Consider the following 20825-nt stretch of genomic DNA (forward strand, 5'->3'; position numbering starts at 1 on the left):
TCGGGAAGAAAAGGAAAGGTGATAAATATGACAACACAAGTAGTAAACGTCATTGGCGCAGGTCTTGCAGGAAGTGAAGCAGCTTACCAAATTGCAAAACGTGGTGTCCAAGTAAAATTATATGAAATGAGACCAGTAAGGCAAACGCCAGCTCATCACACAGATAAATTTGCAGAGTTAGTATGCAGTAACTCACTTCGCGCAAACACATTAACAAACGCTGTTGGTGTTATTAAAGAAGAAATGCGTTTAATGGACTCTGTTATTATTCGTGCAGCTGATGAGTGCTCTGTACCAGCAGGAGGGGCTTTAGCTGTAGATCGTCATGAATTTGCGGCAAAGGTAACGGAGTATGTGAAAAACCATCCGAACGTAACTGTGATGAATGAAGAAATTACTGAAATTCCAGAAGGACCTACTGTTATCGCGACAGGTCCACTTACGTCTCCTGATCTTGCTGCGCAATTAAAAGAATTAACAGGTGAAGATTATTTTTATTTCTATGATGCTGCAGCACCGATTGTTGAGAAAGACAGCATTGATATGAATAAAGTATATTTAAAGTCTCGTTACGATAAAGGTGAAGCTGCATATTTAAACTGCCCAATGACGGAAGAGGAATTTGACCGTTTTTACGAGGCTTTAATTGCTGCTGAAACAGTACCTTTAAAAGAATTTGAAAAAGAAATTTTCTTTGAAGGTTGTATGCCGGTAGAAGTTATGGCAAGTAGAGGAAGACAGACGCTAGTATTTGGACCGATGAAACCTGTTGGATTAGAAGATCCGAAAACAGGGAAAACGCCATATGCTGTTGTTCAGTTACGTCAAGATGATGCAGCAGGAACGTTATACAATATCGTAGGTTTTCAAACGCATTTAAAGTGGGGACCACAAAAAGAAGTGTTACAGTTGATTCCAGGACTGGAAAACGCAGAGATTGTACGTTATGGTGTAATGCATCGTAATACGTTTATTAATTCACCTAACTTGCTTCGTCCAACATATCAATATAAACAACGTGATGATTTATTCTTCGCTGGTCAAATGACTGGAGTAGAGGGATATGTTGAATCAGCGGCGTCAGGATTACTAGCGGGTATTAACGCTGCTCGACTTGTGAAAGGTGAAGAACCGGTTGTATTACCGCCTGTAACTGCAATGGGAAGTATGGCGAATTATATTACTGCGACAAACGCGAAAAACTTCCAGCCAATGAATGCAAACTTCGGTTTGTTTGCACCGTTAGAGAAGAAAATTAAGAGGAAAGCAGAACGAAATGAAGCATATGCAACACGCGCTTTAGAAACGATTCAAAATTTTGTAAATATTTAGTTAAATTTCTTGCAAAGGCTACTAAGTTGTGATACGATTTAGTAGCCTTTATTGAGGTGAATTGTGTGAATGTGAAGAAATTGTTACAATTATTCGTTGGATATTTACAAATTGAAAGAAATTATTCAAAATATACAATTGCAAGTTATCAAAATGATTTAGAACATTTTGTGCAATTTATGGAGCGAGAAGGCATATCCTCTTTTTTAGATGTTACATACGCGGATGTTCGTTTGTACTTAACGACGTTGCACGATGAAAAGTTAGCCCGTAAATCTGTCGCAAGAAAAGTATCAAGCTTACGAAGTTTATATCGTTTTTTGATGCGTGAAGGTTATCGGAAAGATAATCCGTTTGCACTTGCGTCACTCCCCAAAAAAGAATTGTCAATCCCAAAGTTTTTATATGCTGAAGAATTAGAGGAATTATTTGAAGTTGCTGATACGGAAACGCCGCTAGGTCAAAGGAATCAAGCTTTATTAGAGTTGATGTATGCGACTGGAATCCGTGTGAGTGAATGTGTCAATTTACAACTTACCGATATTGACTTCGCGGTGGGAACAATTTTAGTAATGGGAAAAGGAAAAAAACAAAGGTATATTCCGTTCGGAAGCTATGCGCAAGATGCTTTAATTACTTATATAGAGAACGGGAGAAAACAGTTAGCTCACAAAACTGAAGAGCACTCTCATATGGTATTTTTAAATGCGAAAGGCACGCCGCTAACAAGTCGAGGGGTACGTTATGTATTAAACGAACTCATTAAGAAGGCTTCACTGACAATGCGGATAAGTCCCCATATGTTAAGGCATACATTTGCTACACACATGTTAGATGAAGGGGCAGATTTACGTACTGTACAGGAGCTACTTGGTCATGAGAATTTGTCGACGACACAAATTTATACGCATGTCTCTAAAGAAAGATTGCGTTCGGTCTACATGAAGCATCACCCGCGGGCATAAATTGCTTTTAAAGCTATAAAAACATATAAAGGAGTTTTTTTCTATGGGAAATTTCCACGCTACAACGATATTTGCAGTTCATCATAATGGAGAATGTGCAATGGCTGGAGATGGTCAGGTGACAATGGGAAATGCAGTTGTAATGAAACATACAGCTCGTAAAGTCCGTAAACTTTTCCAAGGGAAAGTTTTAGCTGGCTTTGCAGGTTCCGTTGCTGACGCATTTACTCTTTTTGAAATGTTTGAAGGGAAATTAGAAGAGTACAATGGGAACTTGCAGCGTGCTGCAGTTGAGATGGCAAAACAATGGCGTGGCGACAAAATGTTACGTCAGCTAGAAGCGATGCTCATTGTCATGGATAAAACAACTATGCTTCTTGTTTCAGGTACAGGAGAAGTGATTGAACCGGATGATGGTATTTTAGCGATTGGATCTGGTGGGAATTATGCGCTTTCTGCAGGTCGTGCTTTAAAGCAATATGCAAGTGAACATTTAACAGCGAAGCAAATTGCGAAAGCGAGTTTAGACATTGCTGGCGATATTTGTGTTTATACAAACCACAATATAATTGTGGAAGAATTGTAGAATCGTAAGGGAGGCATTTTATATGCATTTACATTTTACTCCGCGTCAAATTGTGGAAAAATTAGATCAATACATTATCGGTCAAAAAGATGCGAAGAAAGCGGTTGCTGTAGCTTTAAGAAATCGATATCGTCGAAGTAAATTAGCTGAAAATCTACGTGATGAAATTGCACCTAAAAATATTTTAATGATTGGACCGACAGGTGTTGGTAAAACAGAGGTAGCACGACGAATGGCGAAACTCGTTGGAGCACCTTTTATTAAGGTTGAAGCTACCAAATTTACAGAAGTTGGATATGTAGGTAGAGATGTAGAATCGATGGTACGTGACCTTGTGGAAACGTCAGTTCGTATCGTGAAAGAAGAAATGGTAATTAAAGTACAAGACAAAGCAGAAGAACAAGCGAACCAACGTCTTGTTGAAATTTTAGTGCCGAGTCCGGAGAAACAATCTGGATTTAAAAACCCATTAGAAATGCTATTTGGCGGTGCTCAAAATTCGAATCAAACATCTGATGCACAGGAAGATGTTGAAATCGAAAAGAAACGTCAAGACGTGGAAAGAAAGCTTGCTGCAGGACTTCTTGAAGATGAAATTGTATCGATTGAAGTGACTGAGCAACAGTCTTCCATGTTCGATATGTTACAAGGAACTGGCATGGAACAAATGGGAATGAATTTCCAAGATGCATTAGGAAGTTTTATGCCGAAAAAAACAAAAAAACGTAAACTTTCTGTAAAAGAAGCAAGAAAACTCTTGACAAATGAGGAAGCACAGCGCTTAATTGATATGGATGAAGTTACACAAGAGGCTGTTTATCGTGCTGAACAGCTCGGGATTATTTTTATCGATGAAATTGACAAAATTGCTGGTAAGCAGTCGAATAGCGTAGATGTATCACGTGAAGGTGTGCAACGTGACATTTTACCAATTGTAGAAGGATCGAATGTTGCGACAAAATACGGATCAGTAAAAACGGATTATATTTTATTCGTTGCAGCTGGAGCGTTCCATATGTCTAAACCGTCGGATTTAATTCCGGAACTGCAAGGGAGATTTCCGATTCGAGTAGAATTAACAAAATTATCGACAGATGATTTCGTTAAAATATTAATCGAGCCTGACAATGCGTTAATTAAACAATATATGGCTTTATTAGCGACTGAAGGTATAGAAATTGAATTTTCAGACGAAGCTATTCGTAAGATTGCTGAGATTGCTTATCAAGTTAATCAGGATACAGATAATATTGGAGCAAGAAGACTTCATACGATTATGGAGAAACTCCTTGAAGATTTATCGTTTGAAGCATCTGAAATTACGTTAGAGAAAATAACGATAACACCTCAATACGTTGAGGAGAAATTAGCAACGATTGCTAAAAATAAAGATGTGAGCCAGTTTATTTTGTAATAGTGTCATCAGGTGACTCGCCCTAGTTTCCAAGTGATGAAAAAATATGTAAGTAACATGTAGGAGGAACTTTTGAAATGGAATTATTAGCAAAAACAAGAAAATTAAATGCGTTATTACAGAGCGCAGCAGGAAAGCCTGTAAACTTTAGAGAAATGTCTGACACAATGTGTGAAGTAATCGAAGCGAACGTATTCGTAGTAAGCCGTCGTGGTAAATTACTAGGTTATGCAATTCACCAACAAATTGAGAATGAGCGTATGAAACAAATGCTTGCAGAGCGTCAATTCCCGGAAGAATACACGCAAAGCTTATTCAACATTACAGAAACATCTTCAAACTTAGATGTAAACAGTGCTTACACAGCATTCCCAGTAGAAAATAGAGAATTATTTGGTCAAGGTTTAACTACAATCGTACCAATCGTTGGTGGCGGTGAGCGTCTAGGCACATTAGTGTTAGCTCGTCTTGGTCAAGAGTTCTTAGACGATGATTTAATCCTTGCTGAATACAGTTCAACTGTAGTAGGTATGGAAATCTTACGTGAAAAAGCAGAAGAAATCGAAGAGGAAGCACGTAGTAAAGCTGTTGTTCAAATGGCGATTAGCTCATTATCTTACAGTGAGTTAGAAGCAATCGAGCATATCTTCGAAGAATTAAATGGAACAGAAGGTTTACTTGTTGCAAGTAAAATTGCTGATCGCGTAGGAATTACTCGTTCTGTAATCGTAAATGCACTTCGTAAATTAGAGAGTGCTGGTGTTATTGAGTCTCGCTCTTTAGGTATGAAAGGAACATACATTAAAGTGCTAAACGACAAGTTTCTACAGGAACTTGCTAAATTAAAAACAAACTAATTTATAAAACTCTCCTCATTTTTTGAGGAGAGTTTTTTTGTGTATAAAAGATTGATGTTGTTTGTAAATAGCGTCATAATCGTGTTTTTCCGAAAAGCTATGAGTTGAATTTTATTTTTTTGCTTAAAGGAAATACAGGTTGGTAATACTAGAATTCGAGCGTGAACAAAGAAAGTTTTACATTGTTCGCATTTTCGACTTGATTGTAATATTTCAGTATGATATAGTAAGCAGTGGTGTCAGTACAAAGTACACACGTTTACTGATTTAAGTGTTGGTGCTACGTTTGTAGTTTCGCTTAGAGATGAAGTAAACGGAGGATATCAAAAACCATTTAGGAGGAACTATATTATGTCAGTAATTTCTATGAAGCAATTGCTTGAAGCTGGTGTTCATTTCGGACATCAAACTCGTCGTTGGAACCCAAAAATGAAGCGTTACATTTTCACAGAGCGTAACGGTATCTACATCATCGACTTACAAAAAACTGTGAAAAAAGTTGAGGAAGCTTACAGAACGATGCGTGACATCGCTGCTGAAGGCGGAGATATCTTATTCGTAGGTACTAAAAAACAAGCACAAGAAGCTATTAAAGAAGAAGCAACTCGTGCTGGTATGTACTTCGTTAACCAACGTTGGTTAGGTGGAACTTTAACAAACTTCCAAACAATCCAAAAGCGTATCAAGCGCCTTAAAGACATCGAAAAAATGCAAGAAGATGGTACTTTCGAAGTACTTCCTAAGAAAGAAGTTGTTCAACTTAAAAAAGAGTTAGAGCGTCTTGAAAAATTCTTAGGCGGTATTAAAGATATGAAAGGTCTTCCAAGTGCATTATTCGTAGTAGACCCTCGTAAAGAGCGTATTGCAGTTGCTGAAGCACGCAAATTACACATTCCAATCATCGGTATCGTTGATACAAACTGTGATCCAGACGAAATCGATCACGTTATCCCAGCAAACGATGATGCAATTCGTGCTGTAAAACTTCTTACATCTAAAATGGCAGACGCGATCCTTGAAGCAAAACAAGGTGAAGAAACTGTTACTGCGTAACAAATTTGGAAAGGTGATAAGGGGTTCGGCCTTTTATCACCTTTTTTAAGGTATAAACACCTTTATAAAAGGTATAAATACATATTTTAGGAGGATGAAAAATATGGCAATCACTGCACAAATGGTAAAAGAACTTCGTGAAAAAACAGGCGCAGGTATGATGGACTGCAAAAAAGCTTTAACTGAGACTAATGGCGACATGGAGAAAGCAATTGACTTCTTACGTGAAAAAGGTATTGCAAAAGCTGCTAAAAAAGCAGACCGCATCGCTGCTGAAGGTTTAACTTTCATCGAAACAAACGGTAACGAAGGTTTAATCTTAGAATTAAACTCTGAAACTGATTTCGTTGCGAAAAACGAAGGTTTCCAAGCATTAATTAAAGAATTAGCTGCTCACTTATTAGCTAACAAACCAGCTAACATTGAAGAAGCTATGGCTCAAACAATCGAAGGCGGCAAAACAGTAGAAGAGCACATCAACGAAGCAATCGCTAAAATTGGTGAAAAACTTACACTTCGTCGTTTCGAAATCGTAACAAAAACTGATGCTGATGCATTCGGCGCTTACCTACACATGGGTGGACGTATTGGTGTATTAACAGTTCTTGAAGGTTCTACTGACGAAGCTGCTGCTAAAGATGTAGCAATGCACATCGCAGCAGTTAACCCTAAATACATCGACCGCGATGCTGTAACAGCTGAAGAAGTTGAGCATGAGCGTCAAGTATTAACACAACAAGCGTTAAACGAAGGCAAGCCTGAAAAAATCGTTGCAAAAATGGTTGAAGGCCGTCTTGGCAAATTCTTCGAAGAAATTTGCTTACTTGACCAAGCATTCGTTAAAAACCCTGATATGAAAGTTCGTCAGTTCGTTGAGTCTAAAGGCGGAACATTAAAAGGATTCGTTCGCTACGCTGTTGGTGAAGGTATCGAAAAACGCGAAGACAACTTTGCTGAAGAAGTAATGAACCAAGTAAAAGGTAGTAACTAATACAGATTAGGGAGCACATTGTGTTCCCTTTTTTAAAATAAAGATGTAAGCAATTGGAGGTTCATTATGAGTAAACCGAAATATAATCGTGTCGTATTAAAGCTAAGCGGAGAAGCGTTAGCTGGCGAACAAGGATTTGGAATTAACCCATCTGTTATTAAATCAGTTGCGGAACAAGTGAAAGAAATTGCAGAACTTGATGTAGAAGTTGCTGTTGTTGTTGGTGGCGGAAACATTTGGCGTGGAAAAATCGGAAGTGAAATGGGAATGGATCGTGCTGGAGCGGATTACATGGGTATGTTAGCAACAGTTATGAACTCATTAGCTCTTCAAGATAGCCTGGAGAACATTGGAATTCAAACTCGTGTTCAAACTTCAATCGAAATGCGTCAAGTAGCAGAGCCTTACATTCGTCGTAAAGCAGTTCGTCATCTAGAGAAAAAACGTGTTGTGATCTTTGCAGCAGGTACAGGTAACCCATATTTCTCTACAGATACAACAGCAGCCCTACGTGCAGCGGAAATCGAAGCAGACGTTATCTTAATGGCGAAAAACAATGTAGATGGCGTATATAATGCAGATCCATCTCTTGACCCAACAGCTACGAAATACGAAACACTTACTTACTTAGATGTATTAAAAGAAGGTTTAGGTGTAATGGATTCAACAGCTTCTTCTTTATGTATGGACAATGATATTCCATTAATTGTATTCTCAGTTATGGAAAAAGGTAACATTAAACGTGCCGTTTTAGGCGAAAATATCGGAACAGTTGTAAGGGGGAAATAAATATGGGACAACAAGTATTGAAGTCTTCAAATGAAAAAATGGAAAAAGCAGTTGCTGCTTACTCTCGTGAATTGGCAACAGTTCGCGCAGGTCGTGCAAGCTCGTCTGTATTAGATAAGGTACAAGTTGATTACTATGGTGCACCAACACCTGTTGTGCAATTAGCGAACATTACAGTTCCAGAAGCACGTTTACTTGTAATTCAACCTTATGATAAAACTTCTATCGGTGATATTGAAAAAGCAATCTTAAAAGCAGATTTAGGCTTAAATCCTTCTAATGATGGAACTGTAATTCGTATTGCATTCCCTGCATTAACAGAAGAGCGTCGTCGCGATCTTGTAAAAGTTGTGAAAAAATATGCTGAAGAAGCAAAAGTTGCTGTTCGTAACGTACGTCGTGACAGTAACGATGATCTTAAGAAGCTTGAAAAAGCTGGCGATATTACAGAAGATGATTTAAGAGGATATACTGAAGATATCCAAAAAGAAACAGATAAATATATTGCAAAAGTTGACGAAATCGCAAAAAACAAAGAAAAAGAAATCATGGAAGTGTAATAGCGATACCTTCGCAAATATGACCCTCTTCTTAAGGGGGTCTTTTTACACTTTTAGGCATACGTCTGCTTGCTGGAGGGTATGAATGATGTTTAAAAACTTTCCTTTTTTTAAAAGTAAAAAGGTCGCATCGTTTGATCATCTCGTTGAAAAAGTGAAAAAAGGATACATCCCAGAACATATTGCCATCATTATGGATGGTAATGGAAGATGGGCAAAGAGGAGAGCGATGCCTCGTATTGCGGGACATCATGAAGGCATGCAAGTTGTAAAGAAAATCACAAAATTTGCAAGCAAACTTAATGTGAAAGTATTAACTCTTTATGCTTTTTCAACTGAGAACTGGAAAAGACCGAAAAAGGAAGTTGACTATTTAATGAGGCTTCCAGAAGAATTTCTAGGTACATTTTTACCAGAATTGATTGAAGAGAACGTACAAGTCCGAGTAATAGGACAACAAGATCGTCTTCCTACGCATACACGCAGAGCGATGGAAAAGGCCATGGAAGATACGAAAGAGAATACGGGATTAATTCTTAATTTCGCGTTAAACTATGGAAGTCGAGACGAGATCGTTTCTGCTGTGCAACATATGGTGAAAGATAGTGAGGAAGGAAAAATTCGTGTTGAAGATGTAAGTGAAGAAATGCTTTCTTCTTATTTAATGACGAGTTCTTTACCTGACCCAGAGTTGTTAATCCGTACGAGCGGAGAGCTACGTATTAGTAATTTCATGTTATGGCAAATTGCATATTCGGAATTTTGGTTTACAGATGTGTATTGGCCAGATTTTACCGAGGAACATTTGCTAAATGCGATTACAGACTTTCAGCATAGAGGGCGCAGATTCGGAGGCGTGTAGAAAGAGAGGGTTTGGTAGTGAAACAGAGAATTATTACTGGAGTGGTTGCTGCCGCGCTATTCATTCCCATCGTAATTTACGGTGGCGTGCCTTTTACGGTTTTAGTGTATGCACTTGCTTCTATAGGTTTATATGAATTAATTCGTATGAGTAAGCTTACGCTTATGTCAATACCAACAGTTTTAGCTGCAGTATTATTATGGATTATTTTAATTCCAAGTAGTGCATCAGAACTGTTTACGCAGATTGGATTAGGTAAATTAGAAATCACATTTGTGATTGTTTTATTACTTTTATCATATACAGTCCTTTCTAAGAATACATTTACTTTTGACCATGCTTCCTTTTTACTAATGGCAACAACATATGTTGCAATGGGATTCTTATATTTGAATGAAACGAGAATTTTAGGAATTAAATATGTGTTTTGCGCATTATTTGTTATATGGGCTACCGATTCAGGCGCATATTTCGTAGGGAAAGCATTAGGAAAAAGAAAATTATGGCCAGAAATTAGTCCGAATAAAACGATTGAAGGTTCATTAGGCGGCATCGTTTGTGGGATTGTTGTGGCACTTGTTTACAATATGTTCTTCCCAGTTGAGGCTAATGTAGGGATTTTAATTGTGTTGACAATTATCATTTCTATTTTTGGACAAATTGGTGATTTAGTACAATCTGCATTTAAACGTCATTATGGCGTAAAAGATTCAGGTACAATTTTACCTGGACATGGTGGTATATTAGATCGAACAGATAGTTGGTTATTCGTTTTACCAATTCTCTACTTCTTATTACAATACAATTAATAAATGAACGAGGGGTTGGAGTCATGAAAAACATTAGTTTATTAGGTGCAAGCGGATCAATTGGTACACAAACTTTAGATGTATTACGCTCGCACCCAGACCAATTCCGTCTCGTTGCTTTTTCTGTAGGGAAAAATATTGACTACGCAGTAAAGGTAATTCAAGAATTTTCTCCGCAAATTGTCTCTGTGCAAAGAGAGGAAGATGTTTTAAAATTACAAGCTGTCTCTGGTAATACAAAAATTGTATATGGTAGTGAAGGGCTTTTAGAAGTAGCATTACATCCAGATGCAGAGATTGTAGTAAATGCTGTTGTAGGTAGCGTAGGGTTGTTACCAACACTTCGTGCAATTGAGGCGAAAAAAACAATCGGAATTGCAAACAAAGAAACGTTAGTAACCGCAGGGCATCTTGTAATGGAAGCAGCACGAAAACATAATGTTTCGTTACTTCCAGTAGACAGTGAACATTCAGCTATTTTTCAATGCTTGAATGGTGAAAATGAAAAAAGAATTTCTCGACTGATTATTACAGCTTCTGGAGGAAGTTTCCGTGATAAAACGAGAGATGAATTGCATCATGTGACGGTAGAAGATGCGCTTCGACATCCAAACTGGTCAATGGGTTCGAAAATTACAATTGATTCTGCTACAATGATGAATAAGGGGCTAGAAGTAATTGAAGCACATTGGCTTTTTGGTATCCCTTATGAGCAAATCGATGTTGTTTTACATAAAGAAAGTATTATTCATTCTATGGTTGAATTTGAAGATCGTAGTGTGATGGCACAGCTTGGCTCACCGGATATGCGAGTACCAATTCAATACGCACTTACATATCCTGATCGATTACCTCTTTCAGACACAAAGCAGTTAAATTTATGGGAAATGGGAACATTGCATTTTGAGAAAATGAACCAAGAACGTTTCCGTTGTTTGCGTTTTGCGTATGAAGCTGGAAAAACAGGTGGAAGTATGCCAGCTGTAATGAATGCAGCGAATGAAGTAGCTGTTGAAGCTTTTTTACAAAAGAGAATTGGTTTCTTAACAGTGGAAGACCTCATTGAAAAAGCAATGAACCATCACAATGTCATTGCACGTCCGAGCTTAGAGGAAATTCTGGAAATTGATGCAACCACAAGACGGTTTGTGATGGAACAAATTTAGCAAAGGTGGTATGGAATTGAATACAGCGATTGCCTTTATATTAATTTTCGGTGCACTCGTATTTTTCCATGAGCTAGGGCATCTATATTTCGCAAAAAGAGCAGGTATTTTATGCCGTGAGTTTGCGATTGGTTTTGGTCCGAAAATATTCTCATTTGAAAAGAATGAAACGGTGTATACGATTCGATTACTGCCCCTTGGTGGCTATGTAAGAATGGCTGGCGAGGATGCAGACACAGTTGAGTTAAAGCCTGGAAAAAAGGTTGGCCTTGTATTAAATGAAAAAGACGAAGTTGCGAAATTAGTTTTTGATGGATACGAAAAGTATCCAAATGTTCGTGTCATTGAAGTCGAACAAGCTGATTTAGAGCATAATTTAGCAATTTCGGGCTATGAAGAGTACGAGGAAGAGCTTCAAACATTCCGAGTGAATGAAAAGGCTCGTATTATTACTGCTGGTGAAGAAATACAAATTGCTCCGTATAATAGGCAGTTCGGCTCCAAGAAATTGGGTCAACGTGCTTTAACAATCTTTGCAGGTCCTGCAATGAACTTCATTTTAGCATTTGTTATTTTTGTGATTCTTGGATTTGTACAAGGTGTTCCTGTTGACAAGCCAATGGTCGGAAAAATAATGGAAAATAGTGCAGCCGAGCAAGCTGGATTAAAAGAAAATGATACAATTCAAGCAATCGATGGGAAAAACACAAGTACATGGAAAGATGTTGTTACCATTGTACGTGAAAACCCAAATAAAGAAATTACGTTACAAGTAAAGCGTGATAGTGAACAGTTTAATGTAAAAGTAACGCCAACGCTCGATAAAGAAGGAAAAGACGAAGTAGGTAGAATTGGTGTTTACTCTCCAGTAGAGAAAACAGTAATGGGTTCTATTAAATCAGGATTTGAACAAACATACCAATGGACAAAACTAATTTTTGATTCACTTGTGAAATTAGTAACTGGTCAATTCTCTATTAATGAGTTGTCAGGTCCAGTAGGAATTTATAATCTAACAGATCAAGTTGTAGATTATGGATTTACGCGTGTATTAAGTTTAGCAGCAGTTTTAAGTATTAACCTTGGTTTATTTAATTTACTACCAGTCCCTGCTTTAGACGGTGGACGTTTGTTCTTCTTCTTAATTGAAGCGTTACGAGGGAAACCAATTGACCGCCAAAAAGAAGGAATGGTTCACTTTATTGGTTTTGCATTATTAATGTTACTTATGTTAGTTGTAACTTGGAATGACATTCGTAAGTTTTTCTTGTAAAATAAAGTGAAACTTATAATGAAATAGAGCTCGTAGAATAAAATCCCTCACCTAACTCGAGGTGAGGGGTTTTACTGCGTGTAAGAGTAAAATGAAGAGGTGCGAATAAATGAAACAAAGTATGGTATTCAGTCCTACATTACGTGAAGTTCCAGCTGATGCGGAGATTAAGAGTCATCAGTTATTACTTCGTGCAGGTTTTATGCGTCAAAATGCTTCTGGTATTTATAGTTTTCTACCATTTGGATTAAAAGTACTACACAAAGTAGAACGTATCGTTCGAGAAGAAATGGAGCGCGCAGGAGCTGTAGAATTATTAATGCCAGCGATGCAAGCTGCAGAATTATGGCAAGAATCAGGCCGTTGGTATTCTTACGGATCTGAATTAATGCGTATGAAAGATCGTAACGCTCGTGAATTCGCATTAGGAGCGACACATGAAGAAGTAATTACGGATCTTGTACGTGATGAAGTGAAATCATATAAAAAATTACCGTTAACATTGTACCAAATTCAAACAAAATTCCGTGATGAACAAAGACCGCGTTTCGGTTTATTACGTGGAAGAGAGTTTCTAATGAAAGATGCATACTCTTTCCATGCTACACAAGAGAGCTTAGATGAAGTATACGATCGCTTATACAAAGCATACTCTAACATTTTTGCTCGTTGTGGCTTGAATTTCCGTGCAGTTATTGCTGACTCTGGAGCAATGGGCGGAAAAGATACGCATGAATTTATGGTATTATCTGAAGTTGGTGAAGATACAATTGCATACTCTGATACATCTAATTATGCAGCAAACATCGAAATGGCTCCTGTGGTAGCTACGTATACGAAGAGTGATGAAGCAGAAAAGGCACTTGAAAAAGTAGCAACACCAGATCAAAAAGCAATTGAAGAAGTATCTGCATTCTTAAACATTGAAGCTGACAAGTGCATTAAGTCTATGGTATTTAAAGTAGATGAGAAATTAGTAGTTGTACTTGTTCGTGGTGATCATGAAGTAAACGATGTAAAAGTGAAAAACGTATACGGCGCTTCAGTTGTTGAGCTTGCTTCTCATGAAGAAGTGAAAGAATTATTAAACTGTGAAGTTGGTTCTTTAGGACCGATTGGTGTAACAGGTGATATAGAAATTATCGCTGACCATGCTGTAGCATCAATTGTTAACGGATGTTCAGGAGCAAACGAAGAAGGATTCCATTATGTAAATGTAAATCCAAAACGCGACTTTAAAGTAAGTCAATATACAGATTTACGCTTCATTCAAGAAGGAGACCAATCTCCAGACGGAAATGGAACAATTCTTTTCGCACGCGGAATTGAAGTTGGTCATGTATTCAAATTAGGAACACGTTATAGTGAAGCAATGAACGCAACATTCCTAGATGAAAACGGAAAAACACAACCACTTATTATGGGTTGTTACGGTATCGGTGTATCTCGTACAGTGGCAGCAATCGCAGAGCAGTTTAATGATGAGAACGGTTTAGTTTGGCCAAAAGCTGTAGCACCATTCCATGTGCATGTAATTCCAGTAAATATGAAATCTGATGCGCAACGTGAAATGGGTGAAAACATCTACAACTCATTACAAGAGCAAGGGTACGAAGTATTACTAGATGATCGTGCAGAACGTGCAGGTGTTAAATTTGCAGATGCAGATTTATTTGGCCTTCCAGTTCGCGTGACAGTTGGTAAAAAAGCAGACGAAGGTATTGTAGAAGTGAAAGTACGTGCTACAGGCGAGTCTGAAGAAGTGAAAGTAGAAGAACTTCAAACATATATTGCAAATATTTTAAAATAAGAAGAGGTACCTCGTAATGAGGTACCTTCTCTTTCTTTGTAAACGTATTTTTGTAAAAGAAGAAGGGAGAAATCTTTCTTTGTAGTACGTTTCAATTTATAATAGCAAATGGAAGGAGAGTGCTTATGTCTTTAACAAATGAACAACAAGAGCGATTTCAAATTTTGCTCCAGCAGTTGCAAATACCAGACGACCTTATAAATCAATATTTACAAGGTGGTGGTATTGAAAGGCTCGTTATTGATAAATCGAATAAAAGTTGGCATTTTGATTTACAAGTGCCACGTATTTTGCCTACAGAATTATATGAATTGCTAGAAACAAAGCTTAAGCAATCATTTTCTCATATTGCAAGAACAACATTTGCATTAGAAACAGAGAATAAACAATTTACAGAAGAAGAAGTGAGGGCGTATTGGCCGCTTTGTACGGAACGAATTACATTTTCACCTATGTTTGCTTACTTAAAGAAGCAGCTTCCGCAGGTGAATGGAGTGAAGTTGCTAATAAATGTGAATAATGAGCTGGAATCTACTGCTTTAAAGAAAAACGTTGCGAAACCAGTAGGGGATCAATACGAAACTTTTGGATTCCCGCGTTTTCAGTTAGACACACATATACAGCAAAATACAGAAGAAATGCAAAAGTTTCGTGAGCAAACGCAGCAAGAAGATCGTGAACGTGTTATACAAGCTATGGAAGAAATGGCGAAGAAGCAAGCTGAAGAAAGTAGCGTTGTGCATGAAGGACCGGTTGTACTCGGATATCTTATTAAGCCGGATGAAGAGATTACACCGATGCGAGAAATTCAAGATGAAGAAAGAAGAAAAACAGTTCAAGGGTACGTCTTCCATGTAGAAACGAAAGAGCTGCGTAGTGGCCGTACGTTATTAACGTTAAAAATAACAGACTATACGGATTCAATTATGATCAAAATGTTCTCGCGTGACAAAGAAGATATTCCAATGCTGCAATCCTTGAAAAAAGGAATGTGGGTGAAAGCGCGTGGTTCTGTTCAAAATGATACATTCGTTCGAGATTTAGTAATGATTGCAAATGATATAAATGAAATAACAGGACCGTCTCGTAAAGATAAAGCGCCAGAAGGTGAAAAACGTGTAGAGCTGCATCTTCACACACCGATGAGCCAAATGGACGCTGTTACTCCTGTTTCTAGACTTGTTGCCCAAGCAGGTAAATGGGGACATGAGGCAATCGCTGTTACAGACCATGCTGTTGCACAGTCTTTCCCAGAGGCATATTCTGCGGGTAAAAAGGCTGGGGTTAAAGTTATATATGGTGTAGAAGCGAATCTAGTTAATGATGGTGTACCAATTGCATATAACGAAGCGCATCGTTTACTTGCAGAGGAAACGTATGTTGTTTTCGACGTTGAGACGACAGGTTTATCAGCTGTATATGATACTGTTATCGAGTTAGCGGCTGTAAAAGTAAAAGGTGGCGAAATTATTGACCGCTTTGAATCTTTCGCAAATCCACATCAACCATTATCTGCGACGATTATTGAATTAACAGGTATTACAGATGATATGTTAACGGATGCACCAGAAGTGGACGAAGTGTTTAAAAAGTTTGAAGAATGGATGGGCGACCATACACTTGTTGCTCATAACGCAAGTTTTGATATGGGCTTTATTAACGTAGGTTTTAAAAAGGCTGGACTAGAAAAAACGAATAACCCTGTTATTGATACGTTAGAACTTGCAAGATTCTTATTCCCAGAAATGAAAAACCATCGATTAAATACGATGTGTAAAAAGCTTGATATTGAATTAACGCAACATCACCGTGCGATTTATGATACAGAAGCAACGGGATACTTACTTGTGAAAATGTTAAAAGATGTGATTGAAAAGGGATTTGAATATCACGATCAATTAAATGATAGCATGGGGCAAGGGGATGCGTATAAGCGTGGACGTCCAAGTCATATGACGTTACTTGCCACATCAGATGTAGGGTTGAAAAATTTATATAAACTTGTTTCCTATTCTCACCTAAATTACTTTTATCGTGTACCACGAGTACCAAGGTCACTATTAAAAAAATATCGTGAAGGAATTTTAGTAGGAACGGCTTGTGATAAAGGTGAAGTGTTTGAGGCGATGATGCAAAAAGCTCCTGAAGAGGTAGAAGAAATTGCGCAGTTCTATGATTATATTGAAGTAATGCCTCCAGAGGTGTTACGTCATTTAGTAGAACGTGAACTTGTTCGAGATGAGGGACAATTAAAAACAATTATTTCTAACTTAGTAAAACTAGGTGAGACGTTAGATAAACCAGTTGTTGCTACAGGAAACGTGCATTATATAGATCCAGAGGATGCGATGTATCGCAAAATTTTAGTCAGTTCGCAGGGCGGAGCCAATCCGTTAAACCGACATTCTTTACCACCTGTACATTTCCGTACAACGGATGAAATGTTAGAGTGTTTTTCATTCTTAGGTGAAGACGTAGCGAAAGAAATTGTTGTAACGAATACACAGAAGATTGCATCATTAATTGGTGATGTTCATCCAGTGAAAGATGATCTATATACACCGAAAATTGAAGGTGCAGATGATGAGACGCGTGACATGAGTTATAAAATGGCGCGTAGCATTTATGGTGAAGAGTTACCTGAAATTGTAGAAGCGCGTTTAGAAAAAGAATTAAAAAGTATTATTGGGCATGGATTCGCCGTAATTTATTTAATTTCACATAAGCTCGTAAAAAAATCATTAGTAGACGGATATTTAGTAGGTTCGCGTGGATCGGTAGGTTCATCATTCGTTGCAACGATGATGGAAATTACAGAAGTAAACCCATTACCACCACACTATGTATGTCCGAAGTGTAAGCAATCAGAATTCTTTAATGATGGTTCTGTAGGTTCTGGTTTTGACTTGCCGGATAAAGAATGTCCTGCATGTAATGTTCCATACGTGAAAGATGGACATGATATTCCGTTCGAAACGTTCCTTGGATTTAAAGGAGATAAGGTACCCGATATCGATCTGAACTTCTCCGGGGAATACCAACCACGTGCCCATAACTATACGAAGGTACTGTTCGGTGAAGATTATGTATACCGTGCGGGTACAATAGGTACAGTTGCGGAAAAAACGGCTTATGGATATGTAAAAGGTTATGCAAATGATCATAATTTAACGATTCGAAATGCAGAGATTGACCGCTTAGTAGCAGGATGTACGGGCGTAAAACGTACAACAGGACAGCATCCAGGTGGTATTATCGTTGTGCCAGATTACATGGATATCTTTGATTTCTCACCAATTCAGTTTCCGGCAGATTCAATAGGGGCTGAGTGGAGAACGACACACTTTGATTTCCACTCCATTCATGATAATTTATTGAAACTTGATATACTAGGACACGATGATCCTACTGTTATTCGTATGTTACAAGATTTAAGTGGTATTGATCCGAAAACAATCCCAACAGACGATCCGGAAGTAATGAAAATTTTCTCAGGCCCGGAATCGTTAGGGGTAACGGAAGAACAAATTAACTGTAAAACAGGTACACTTGGTATACCAGAGTTTGGTACGAAATTCGTAAGGCAGATGTTAGAAGAGACGAAACCTACGACATTCTCTGAGTTAGTCCAAATCTCTGGACTATCACATGGTACAGACGTATGGCTTGGTAATGCAAACGAGTTAATTTATAACGGTACATGTACGCTGAGTGAAGTTATCGGTTGTCGTGATGACATCATGGTATATTTAATCTATCAAGGTTTAGACCCATCATTAGCCTTCAAAATCATGGAGTCAGTTCGTAAAGGTAAAGGTGTACCGGAAGAATGGGAAGATGACATGAAAAGTAATAATGTACCAGGTTGGTATATTGATTCATGTAAGAAAATAAAGTACATGTTCCCTAAAGCCCATGCGGCTGCTTACGTACTTATGGCTGTACGTATTGCATACTTTAAAGTACATTTCGCGCTTCTATTCTATGCGGCATACTTTACAGTTCGTGCAGATGACTTTGATATAGAGGCGATGGCGAAAGGTTCAGCATCTATACGTGTAAGAATTGATGAAATTGCGCAAAAAGGTTTGGATGCAGCGCCGAAAGAGAAAAGTTTATTAACAGTACTAGAAATGACACTTGAAATGTGTGAGCGTGGATACTCATTCCAAAAGGTTGATTTATACCGTTCGCATGCAACAGAATTTATTATTGATGGGGATACTTTAATTCCTCCATTTAATGCAGTGCCTGGACTTGGTACAAACGCAGCTTTAAGTATTGTAGAAGCACGCAAAAATGGAGATTTCTTATCAAAAGAAGATTTACAGCAGCGCAGTAAGGTTTCGAAAACAATTATTGAGTATTTAGATAGTCAAGGTTGCTTAGGCGATCTACCTGATCAAAACCAGTTATCACTGTTCTAATAGGTAGGAAAATTCTTTGCAAATCAACATTTGCTATGGTATACTATTAACCGAGATAACCATGTCATGTATATTGTGTAAAAAAAAGAGTGGGGAAACCCACTCTTTCGTGTTACTATCTACGTTTTATTGATGTGGAGAGGTAAGAAATTTCTGTCGTATATACATATTTTGTTACAAGTTTTACTTCTTAAATTTGGTAATACTAAGACAGATATTCCCTGCTTAACGGCAGGGGCTTTTGTTAGCTAACGAGAAAGAATAAGATGGACCGTTTTTATGGACGGGGTCTTTTCTTGTAAATGGTACATGGCGGCAGGAAGGAGGCTGTTTATGGATAAGAAAGTCACAGAAGTTGTAGAAGCATTTGCGCAGCCAATCGTTGAAGAGTTAAATCTTGAACTTGTAGATGTAGAGTATGTGCAAGAAGGACAAGACTGGTTCTTACGCGTATTCATCGATTCTGAAAAGGGAGTCGACATTGAAGAATGCGGTGCGGTAAGTGAACGTTTAAGCGAAGCTTTAGATAAAGAGGATCCAATTCCTCATCTTTACTTTTTGGATGTATCATCTCCTGGAGCGGAACGCCCATTAAAGAAAGAGAAAGACTTCCAGCAAGCGGTAGGAAAACAAGTGGCAATTAAAACATATGAGCCGATTGATGGTGAAAAAATGTTTGAAGGAAAGCTACTTTCCTACGATGGTACTACAATTACATTATTATTAACAATTAAAACACGTAAAAAAGAAATCCAAATTCCAATGGATAAAGTTGCAAATGCGCGACTTGCTGTTACGTTTTAGTTAGAAGGGGGATCTTCATGAGCACTGAGTTGTTAGATGCCTTGCTCGTATTAGAGTCAGAAAAAGGAATCAGCAAAGATATTATTATTGATGCGATTGAAGCAGCGTTAATCTCTGCTTATAAACGCAATTTTAATCAAGCACAAAACGTTCGTGTGAGCTTTAACCCAGAAGTGGGAACAATTCAAGTTTTAGCACGTAAAGACGTTGTAGATAATGTGTTTGATCCACGTCTTGAAATTTCTGTTGAAGAAGCAAGACAAATTAATCCAAACTATCAAGATGGTGACGTACTAGAGATTGAAGTAACACCAAAAGATTTCGGTCGTATTGCAGCACAAACTGCAAAACAGGTTGTAACACAACGAGTGCGCGAAGCAGAGCGTGGTGTTATTTACTCTGAGTTTAGTGACCGTGAAGAAGATATCATGGTGGGTATCGTACAACGTCAAGATGCTCGTTTTATCTATGTAAGCTTAGGGAAAGTAGAAGCTTTATTACCTGTAAGTGAGCAAATGCCAAACGAACAGTACAAACCACATGATCGTATTCGCGTATTTATTACGAAAGTAGAAAAAACAACAAAAGGACCACAAATTTACGTATCACGTACACATCCTGGTCTTTTAAAACGTTTATTCGAAATGGAAGTTCCTGAAATTTATGATGGAACTGTTGAAATTCGTTCTGTAGCACGTGAAGCTGGCGATCGTTCTAAAATTTCTGTACATGCAGAGAACATTGATGTTGATCCAGTAGGTTCTTGTGTAGGACCGAAAGGACAACGTGTACAACGCATCGTAGACGAATTAAAAGGCGAAAAGATTGACATCGTTCGCTGGTCAAATGATCCAGTAGAATATGTTGCAAATGCTTTAAGCCCATCACAAGTTGTTAAAGTTCTTGTAGATGAAGAAGAAAAAGCAACAACAGTTGTTGTTCCAGACCACCAACTGTCATTAGCTATTGGTAAGCGTGGACAAAATGCACGTCTTGCAGCTAAATTAACAGGTTGGAAAATTGATATTAAGAGTGAGTCTGATGCGAAACAACTTGGTATTGTAACAGAAGAAGATAGCGTAATCGCATTCGGATTCGATTCAGTTGAAGACGAAATCGAATAGAGG

The 20825-nt window shown here is 38.0% G+C and carries 17 protein-coding genes; all 17 read left to right on the forward strand.

Features of this window, described 5'->3' with window-relative positions; all coding sequences use genetic code 11:
* Nucleotides 1-27: 27 nt before the first annotated feature.
* The 17 genes from trmFO to nusA all read left to right on the forward strand — a co-directional run bounded on the left by trmFO (nucleotide 28) and on the right by nusA (nucleotide 20822).
* Complete coding sequence (trmFO, locus tag QEP67_RS08240; protein WP_000211996.1) at nucleotides 28-1332, forward strand: FADH(2)-oxidizing methylenetetrahydrofolate--tRNA-(uracil(54)-C(5))-methyltransferase TrmFO; 1305 nt, start codon at nucleotides 28-30, stop codon at nucleotides 1330-1332.
* Nucleotides 1333-1397: 65 nt separating this feature from the next.
* Nucleotides 1398-2297, forward strand: a complete 900-nt coding sequence (gene xerC, locus QEP67_RS08245) for a tyrosine recombinase XerC (protein ID WP_001101235.1) — start codon at nucleotides 1398-1400, stop codon at nucleotides 2295-2297.
* 43 nt (nucleotides 2298-2340) lie between these two features.
* Nucleotides 2341-2883 carry an ATP-dependent protease proteolytic subunit HslV gene (hslV, locus tag QEP67_RS08250; RefSeq protein WP_000526271.1) on the forward strand — a complete coding sequence of 181 codons (543 nt, stop codon included), beginning with the start codon at nucleotides 2341-2343 and terminating at the stop codon, nucleotides 2881-2883.
* Nucleotides 2884-2905: 22 nt separating this feature from the next.
* Nucleotides 2906-4297: an ATP-dependent protease ATPase subunit HslU gene (gene hslU, locus QEP67_RS08255; protein WP_000550070.1), complete on the forward strand. Its 1392-nt coding sequence runs from the start codon at nucleotides 2906-2908 to the stop codon at nucleotides 4295-4297.
* 77 nt (nucleotides 4298-4374) lie between these two features.
* Nucleotides 4375-5154 (forward strand): GTP-sensing pleiotropic transcriptional regulator CodY, encoded by a 780-nt coding sequence (gene codY, locus QEP67_RS08260; RefSeq protein WP_000421290.1) that lies wholly within the window; start codon nucleotides 4375-4377, stop codon nucleotides 5152-5154.
* Between the two features lie 351 nt (nucleotides 5155-5505).
* Nucleotides 5506-6207: a 30S ribosomal protein S2 gene (gene rpsB, locus QEP67_RS08265; protein ID WP_000111484.1), complete on the forward strand. Its 702-nt coding sequence runs from the start codon at nucleotides 5506-5508 to the stop codon at nucleotides 6205-6207.
* 103 nt (nucleotides 6208-6310) lie between these two features.
* Entirely contained in the window at nucleotides 6311-7198 is an 888-nt protein-coding gene (gene tsf / locus QEP67_RS08270; RefSeq protein WP_001018585.1) for a translation elongation factor Ts, read from the forward strand.
* A 66-nt stretch (nucleotides 7199-7264) separates the two neighbouring features.
* The gene (pyrH, locus tag QEP67_RS08275) at nucleotides 7265-7987 is read left to right on the forward strand and encodes a UMP kinase (RefSeq protein ID WP_000042667.1); all 723 of its coding nucleotides are present in this window, start codon (nucleotides 7265-7267) and stop codon (nucleotides 7985-7987) included.
* Between the two features lie 2 nt (nucleotides 7988-7989).
* Nucleotides 7990-8547, forward strand: a complete 558-nt coding sequence (gene frr, locus QEP67_RS08280; protein WP_000531506.1) for a ribosome recycling factor — start codon at nucleotides 7990-7992, stop codon at nucleotides 8545-8547.
* An 85-nt stretch (nucleotides 8548-8632) separates the two neighbouring features.
* The gene (uppS, locus tag QEP67_RS08285; RefSeq protein ID WP_000971311.1) at nucleotides 8633-9409 is read left to right on the forward strand and encodes an isoprenyl transferase; all 777 of its coding nucleotides are present in this window, start codon (nucleotides 8633-8635) and stop codon (nucleotides 9407-9409) included.
* 17 nt (nucleotides 9410-9426) lie between these two features.
* On the forward strand, nucleotides 9427-10218 hold the full coding sequence (gene cdsA, locus QEP67_RS08290) for a phosphatidate cytidylyltransferase (RefSeq protein ID WP_000813597.1): 792 nt from the start codon (nucleotides 9427-9429) through the stop codon (nucleotides 10216-10218).
* 23 nt (nucleotides 10219-10241) lie between these two features.
* Nucleotides 10242-11384 carry a 1-deoxy-D-xylulose-5-phosphate reductoisomerase gene (dxr, locus tag QEP67_RS08295; RefSeq protein WP_000790363.1) on the forward strand — a complete coding sequence of 381 codons (1143 nt, stop codon included), beginning with the start codon at nucleotides 10242-10244 and terminating at the stop codon, nucleotides 11382-11384.
* Between the two features lie 16 nt (nucleotides 11385-11400).
* The gene (gene rseP / locus QEP67_RS08300) at nucleotides 11401-12657 is read left to right on the forward strand and encodes an RIP metalloprotease RseP (RefSeq protein WP_001090235.1); all 1257 of its coding nucleotides are present in this window, start codon (nucleotides 11401-11403) and stop codon (nucleotides 12655-12657) included.
* 109 nt (nucleotides 12658-12766) lie between these two features.
* Nucleotides 12767-14467: a proline--tRNA ligase gene (locus QEP67_RS08305; RefSeq protein ID WP_000814330.1), complete on the forward strand. Its 1701-nt coding sequence runs from the start codon at nucleotides 12767-12769 to the stop codon at nucleotides 14465-14467.
* A gap of 125 nt (nucleotides 14468-14592) precedes the next feature.
* Nucleotides 14593-18894: a PolC-type DNA polymerase III gene (locus QEP67_RS08310; RefSeq protein ID WP_000060008.1), complete on the forward strand. Its 4302-nt coding sequence runs from the start codon at nucleotides 14593-14595 to the stop codon at nucleotides 18892-18894.
* Between the two features lie 333 nt (nucleotides 18895-19227).
* Nucleotides 19228-19698: a ribosome maturation factor RimP gene (gene rimP, locus QEP67_RS08315; protein WP_000359098.1), complete on the forward strand. Its 471-nt coding sequence runs from the start codon at nucleotides 19228-19230 to the stop codon at nucleotides 19696-19698.
* A 17-nt stretch (nucleotides 19699-19715) separates the two neighbouring features.
* Nucleotides 19716-20822, forward strand: coding sequence for a transcription termination factor NusA (gene nusA, locus QEP67_RS08320; protein WP_000102596.1), 1107 nt, complete (start codon nucleotides 19716-19718; stop codon nucleotides 20820-20822).
* The last annotated feature ends 3 nt before the right edge of the window (nucleotides 20823-20825 follow it).

This window comes from Bacillus cereus group sp. MS39, from assembly GCF_040448665.1.
GTDB classification, from domain to species: domain Bacteria; phylum Bacillota; class Bacilli; order Bacillales; family Bacillaceae_G; genus Bacillus_A; species Bacillus_A wiedmannii.

What these genes read in the sequence shown, in the direction of transcription:
- uppS (WP_000971311.1), top strand. Translation starts at nt 8,633, where the DNA reads ATGATGTTTAAAAACTTTCCTTTTTTTAAAAGTAAAAAGGTCGCATCG.
- nusA (WP_000102596.1), top strand. Translation starts at nt 19,716, where the DNA reads ATGAGCACTGAGTTGTTAGATGCCTTGCTCGTATTAGAGTCAGAAAAA.
- pyrH (WP_000042667.1), top strand. Translation starts at nt 7,265, where the DNA reads ATGAGTAAACCGAAATATAATCGTGTCGTATTAAAGCTAAGCGGAGAA.
- dxr (WP_000790363.1), top strand. Translation starts at nt 10,242, where the DNA reads ATGAAAAACATTAGTTTATTAGGTGCAAGCGGATCAATTGGTACACAA.
- frr (WP_000531506.1), top strand. Translation starts at nt 7,990, where the DNA reads ATGGGACAACAAGTATTGAAGTCTTCAAATGAAAAAATGGAAAAAGCA.
- trmFO (WP_000211996.1), top strand. Translation starts at nt 28, where the DNA reads ATGACAACACAAGTAGTAAACGTCATTGGCGCAGGTCTTGCAGGAAGT.
- hslU (WP_000550070.1), top strand. Translation starts at nt 2,906, where the DNA reads ATGCATTTACATTTTACTCCGCGTCAAATTGTGGAAAAATTAGATCAA.
- hslV (WP_000526271.1), top strand. Translation starts at nt 2,341, where the DNA reads ATGGGAAATTTCCACGCTACAACGATATTTGCAGTTCATCATAATGGA.
- QEP67_RS08305 (WP_000814330.1), top strand. Translation starts at nt 12,767, where the DNA reads ATGAAACAAAGTATGGTATTCAGTCCTACATTACGTGAAGTTCCAGCT.
- QEP67_RS08310 (WP_000060008.1), top strand. Translation starts at nt 14,593, where the DNA reads ATGTCTTTAACAAATGAACAACAAGAGCGATTTCAAATTTTGCTCCAG.
- rimP (WP_000359098.1), top strand. Translation starts at nt 19,228, where the DNA reads ATGGATAAGAAAGTCACAGAAGTTGTAGAAGCATTTGCGCAGCCAATC.
- rpsB (WP_000111484.1), top strand. Translation starts at nt 5,506, where the DNA reads ATGTCAGTAATTTCTATGAAGCAATTGCTTGAAGCTGGTGTTCATTTC.
- tsf (WP_001018585.1), top strand. Translation starts at nt 6,311, where the DNA reads ATGGCAATCACTGCACAAATGGTAAAAGAACTTCGTGAAAAAACAGGC.
- codY (WP_000421290.1), top strand. Translation starts at nt 4,375, where the DNA reads ATGGAATTATTAGCAAAAACAAGAAAATTAAATGCGTTATTACAGAGC.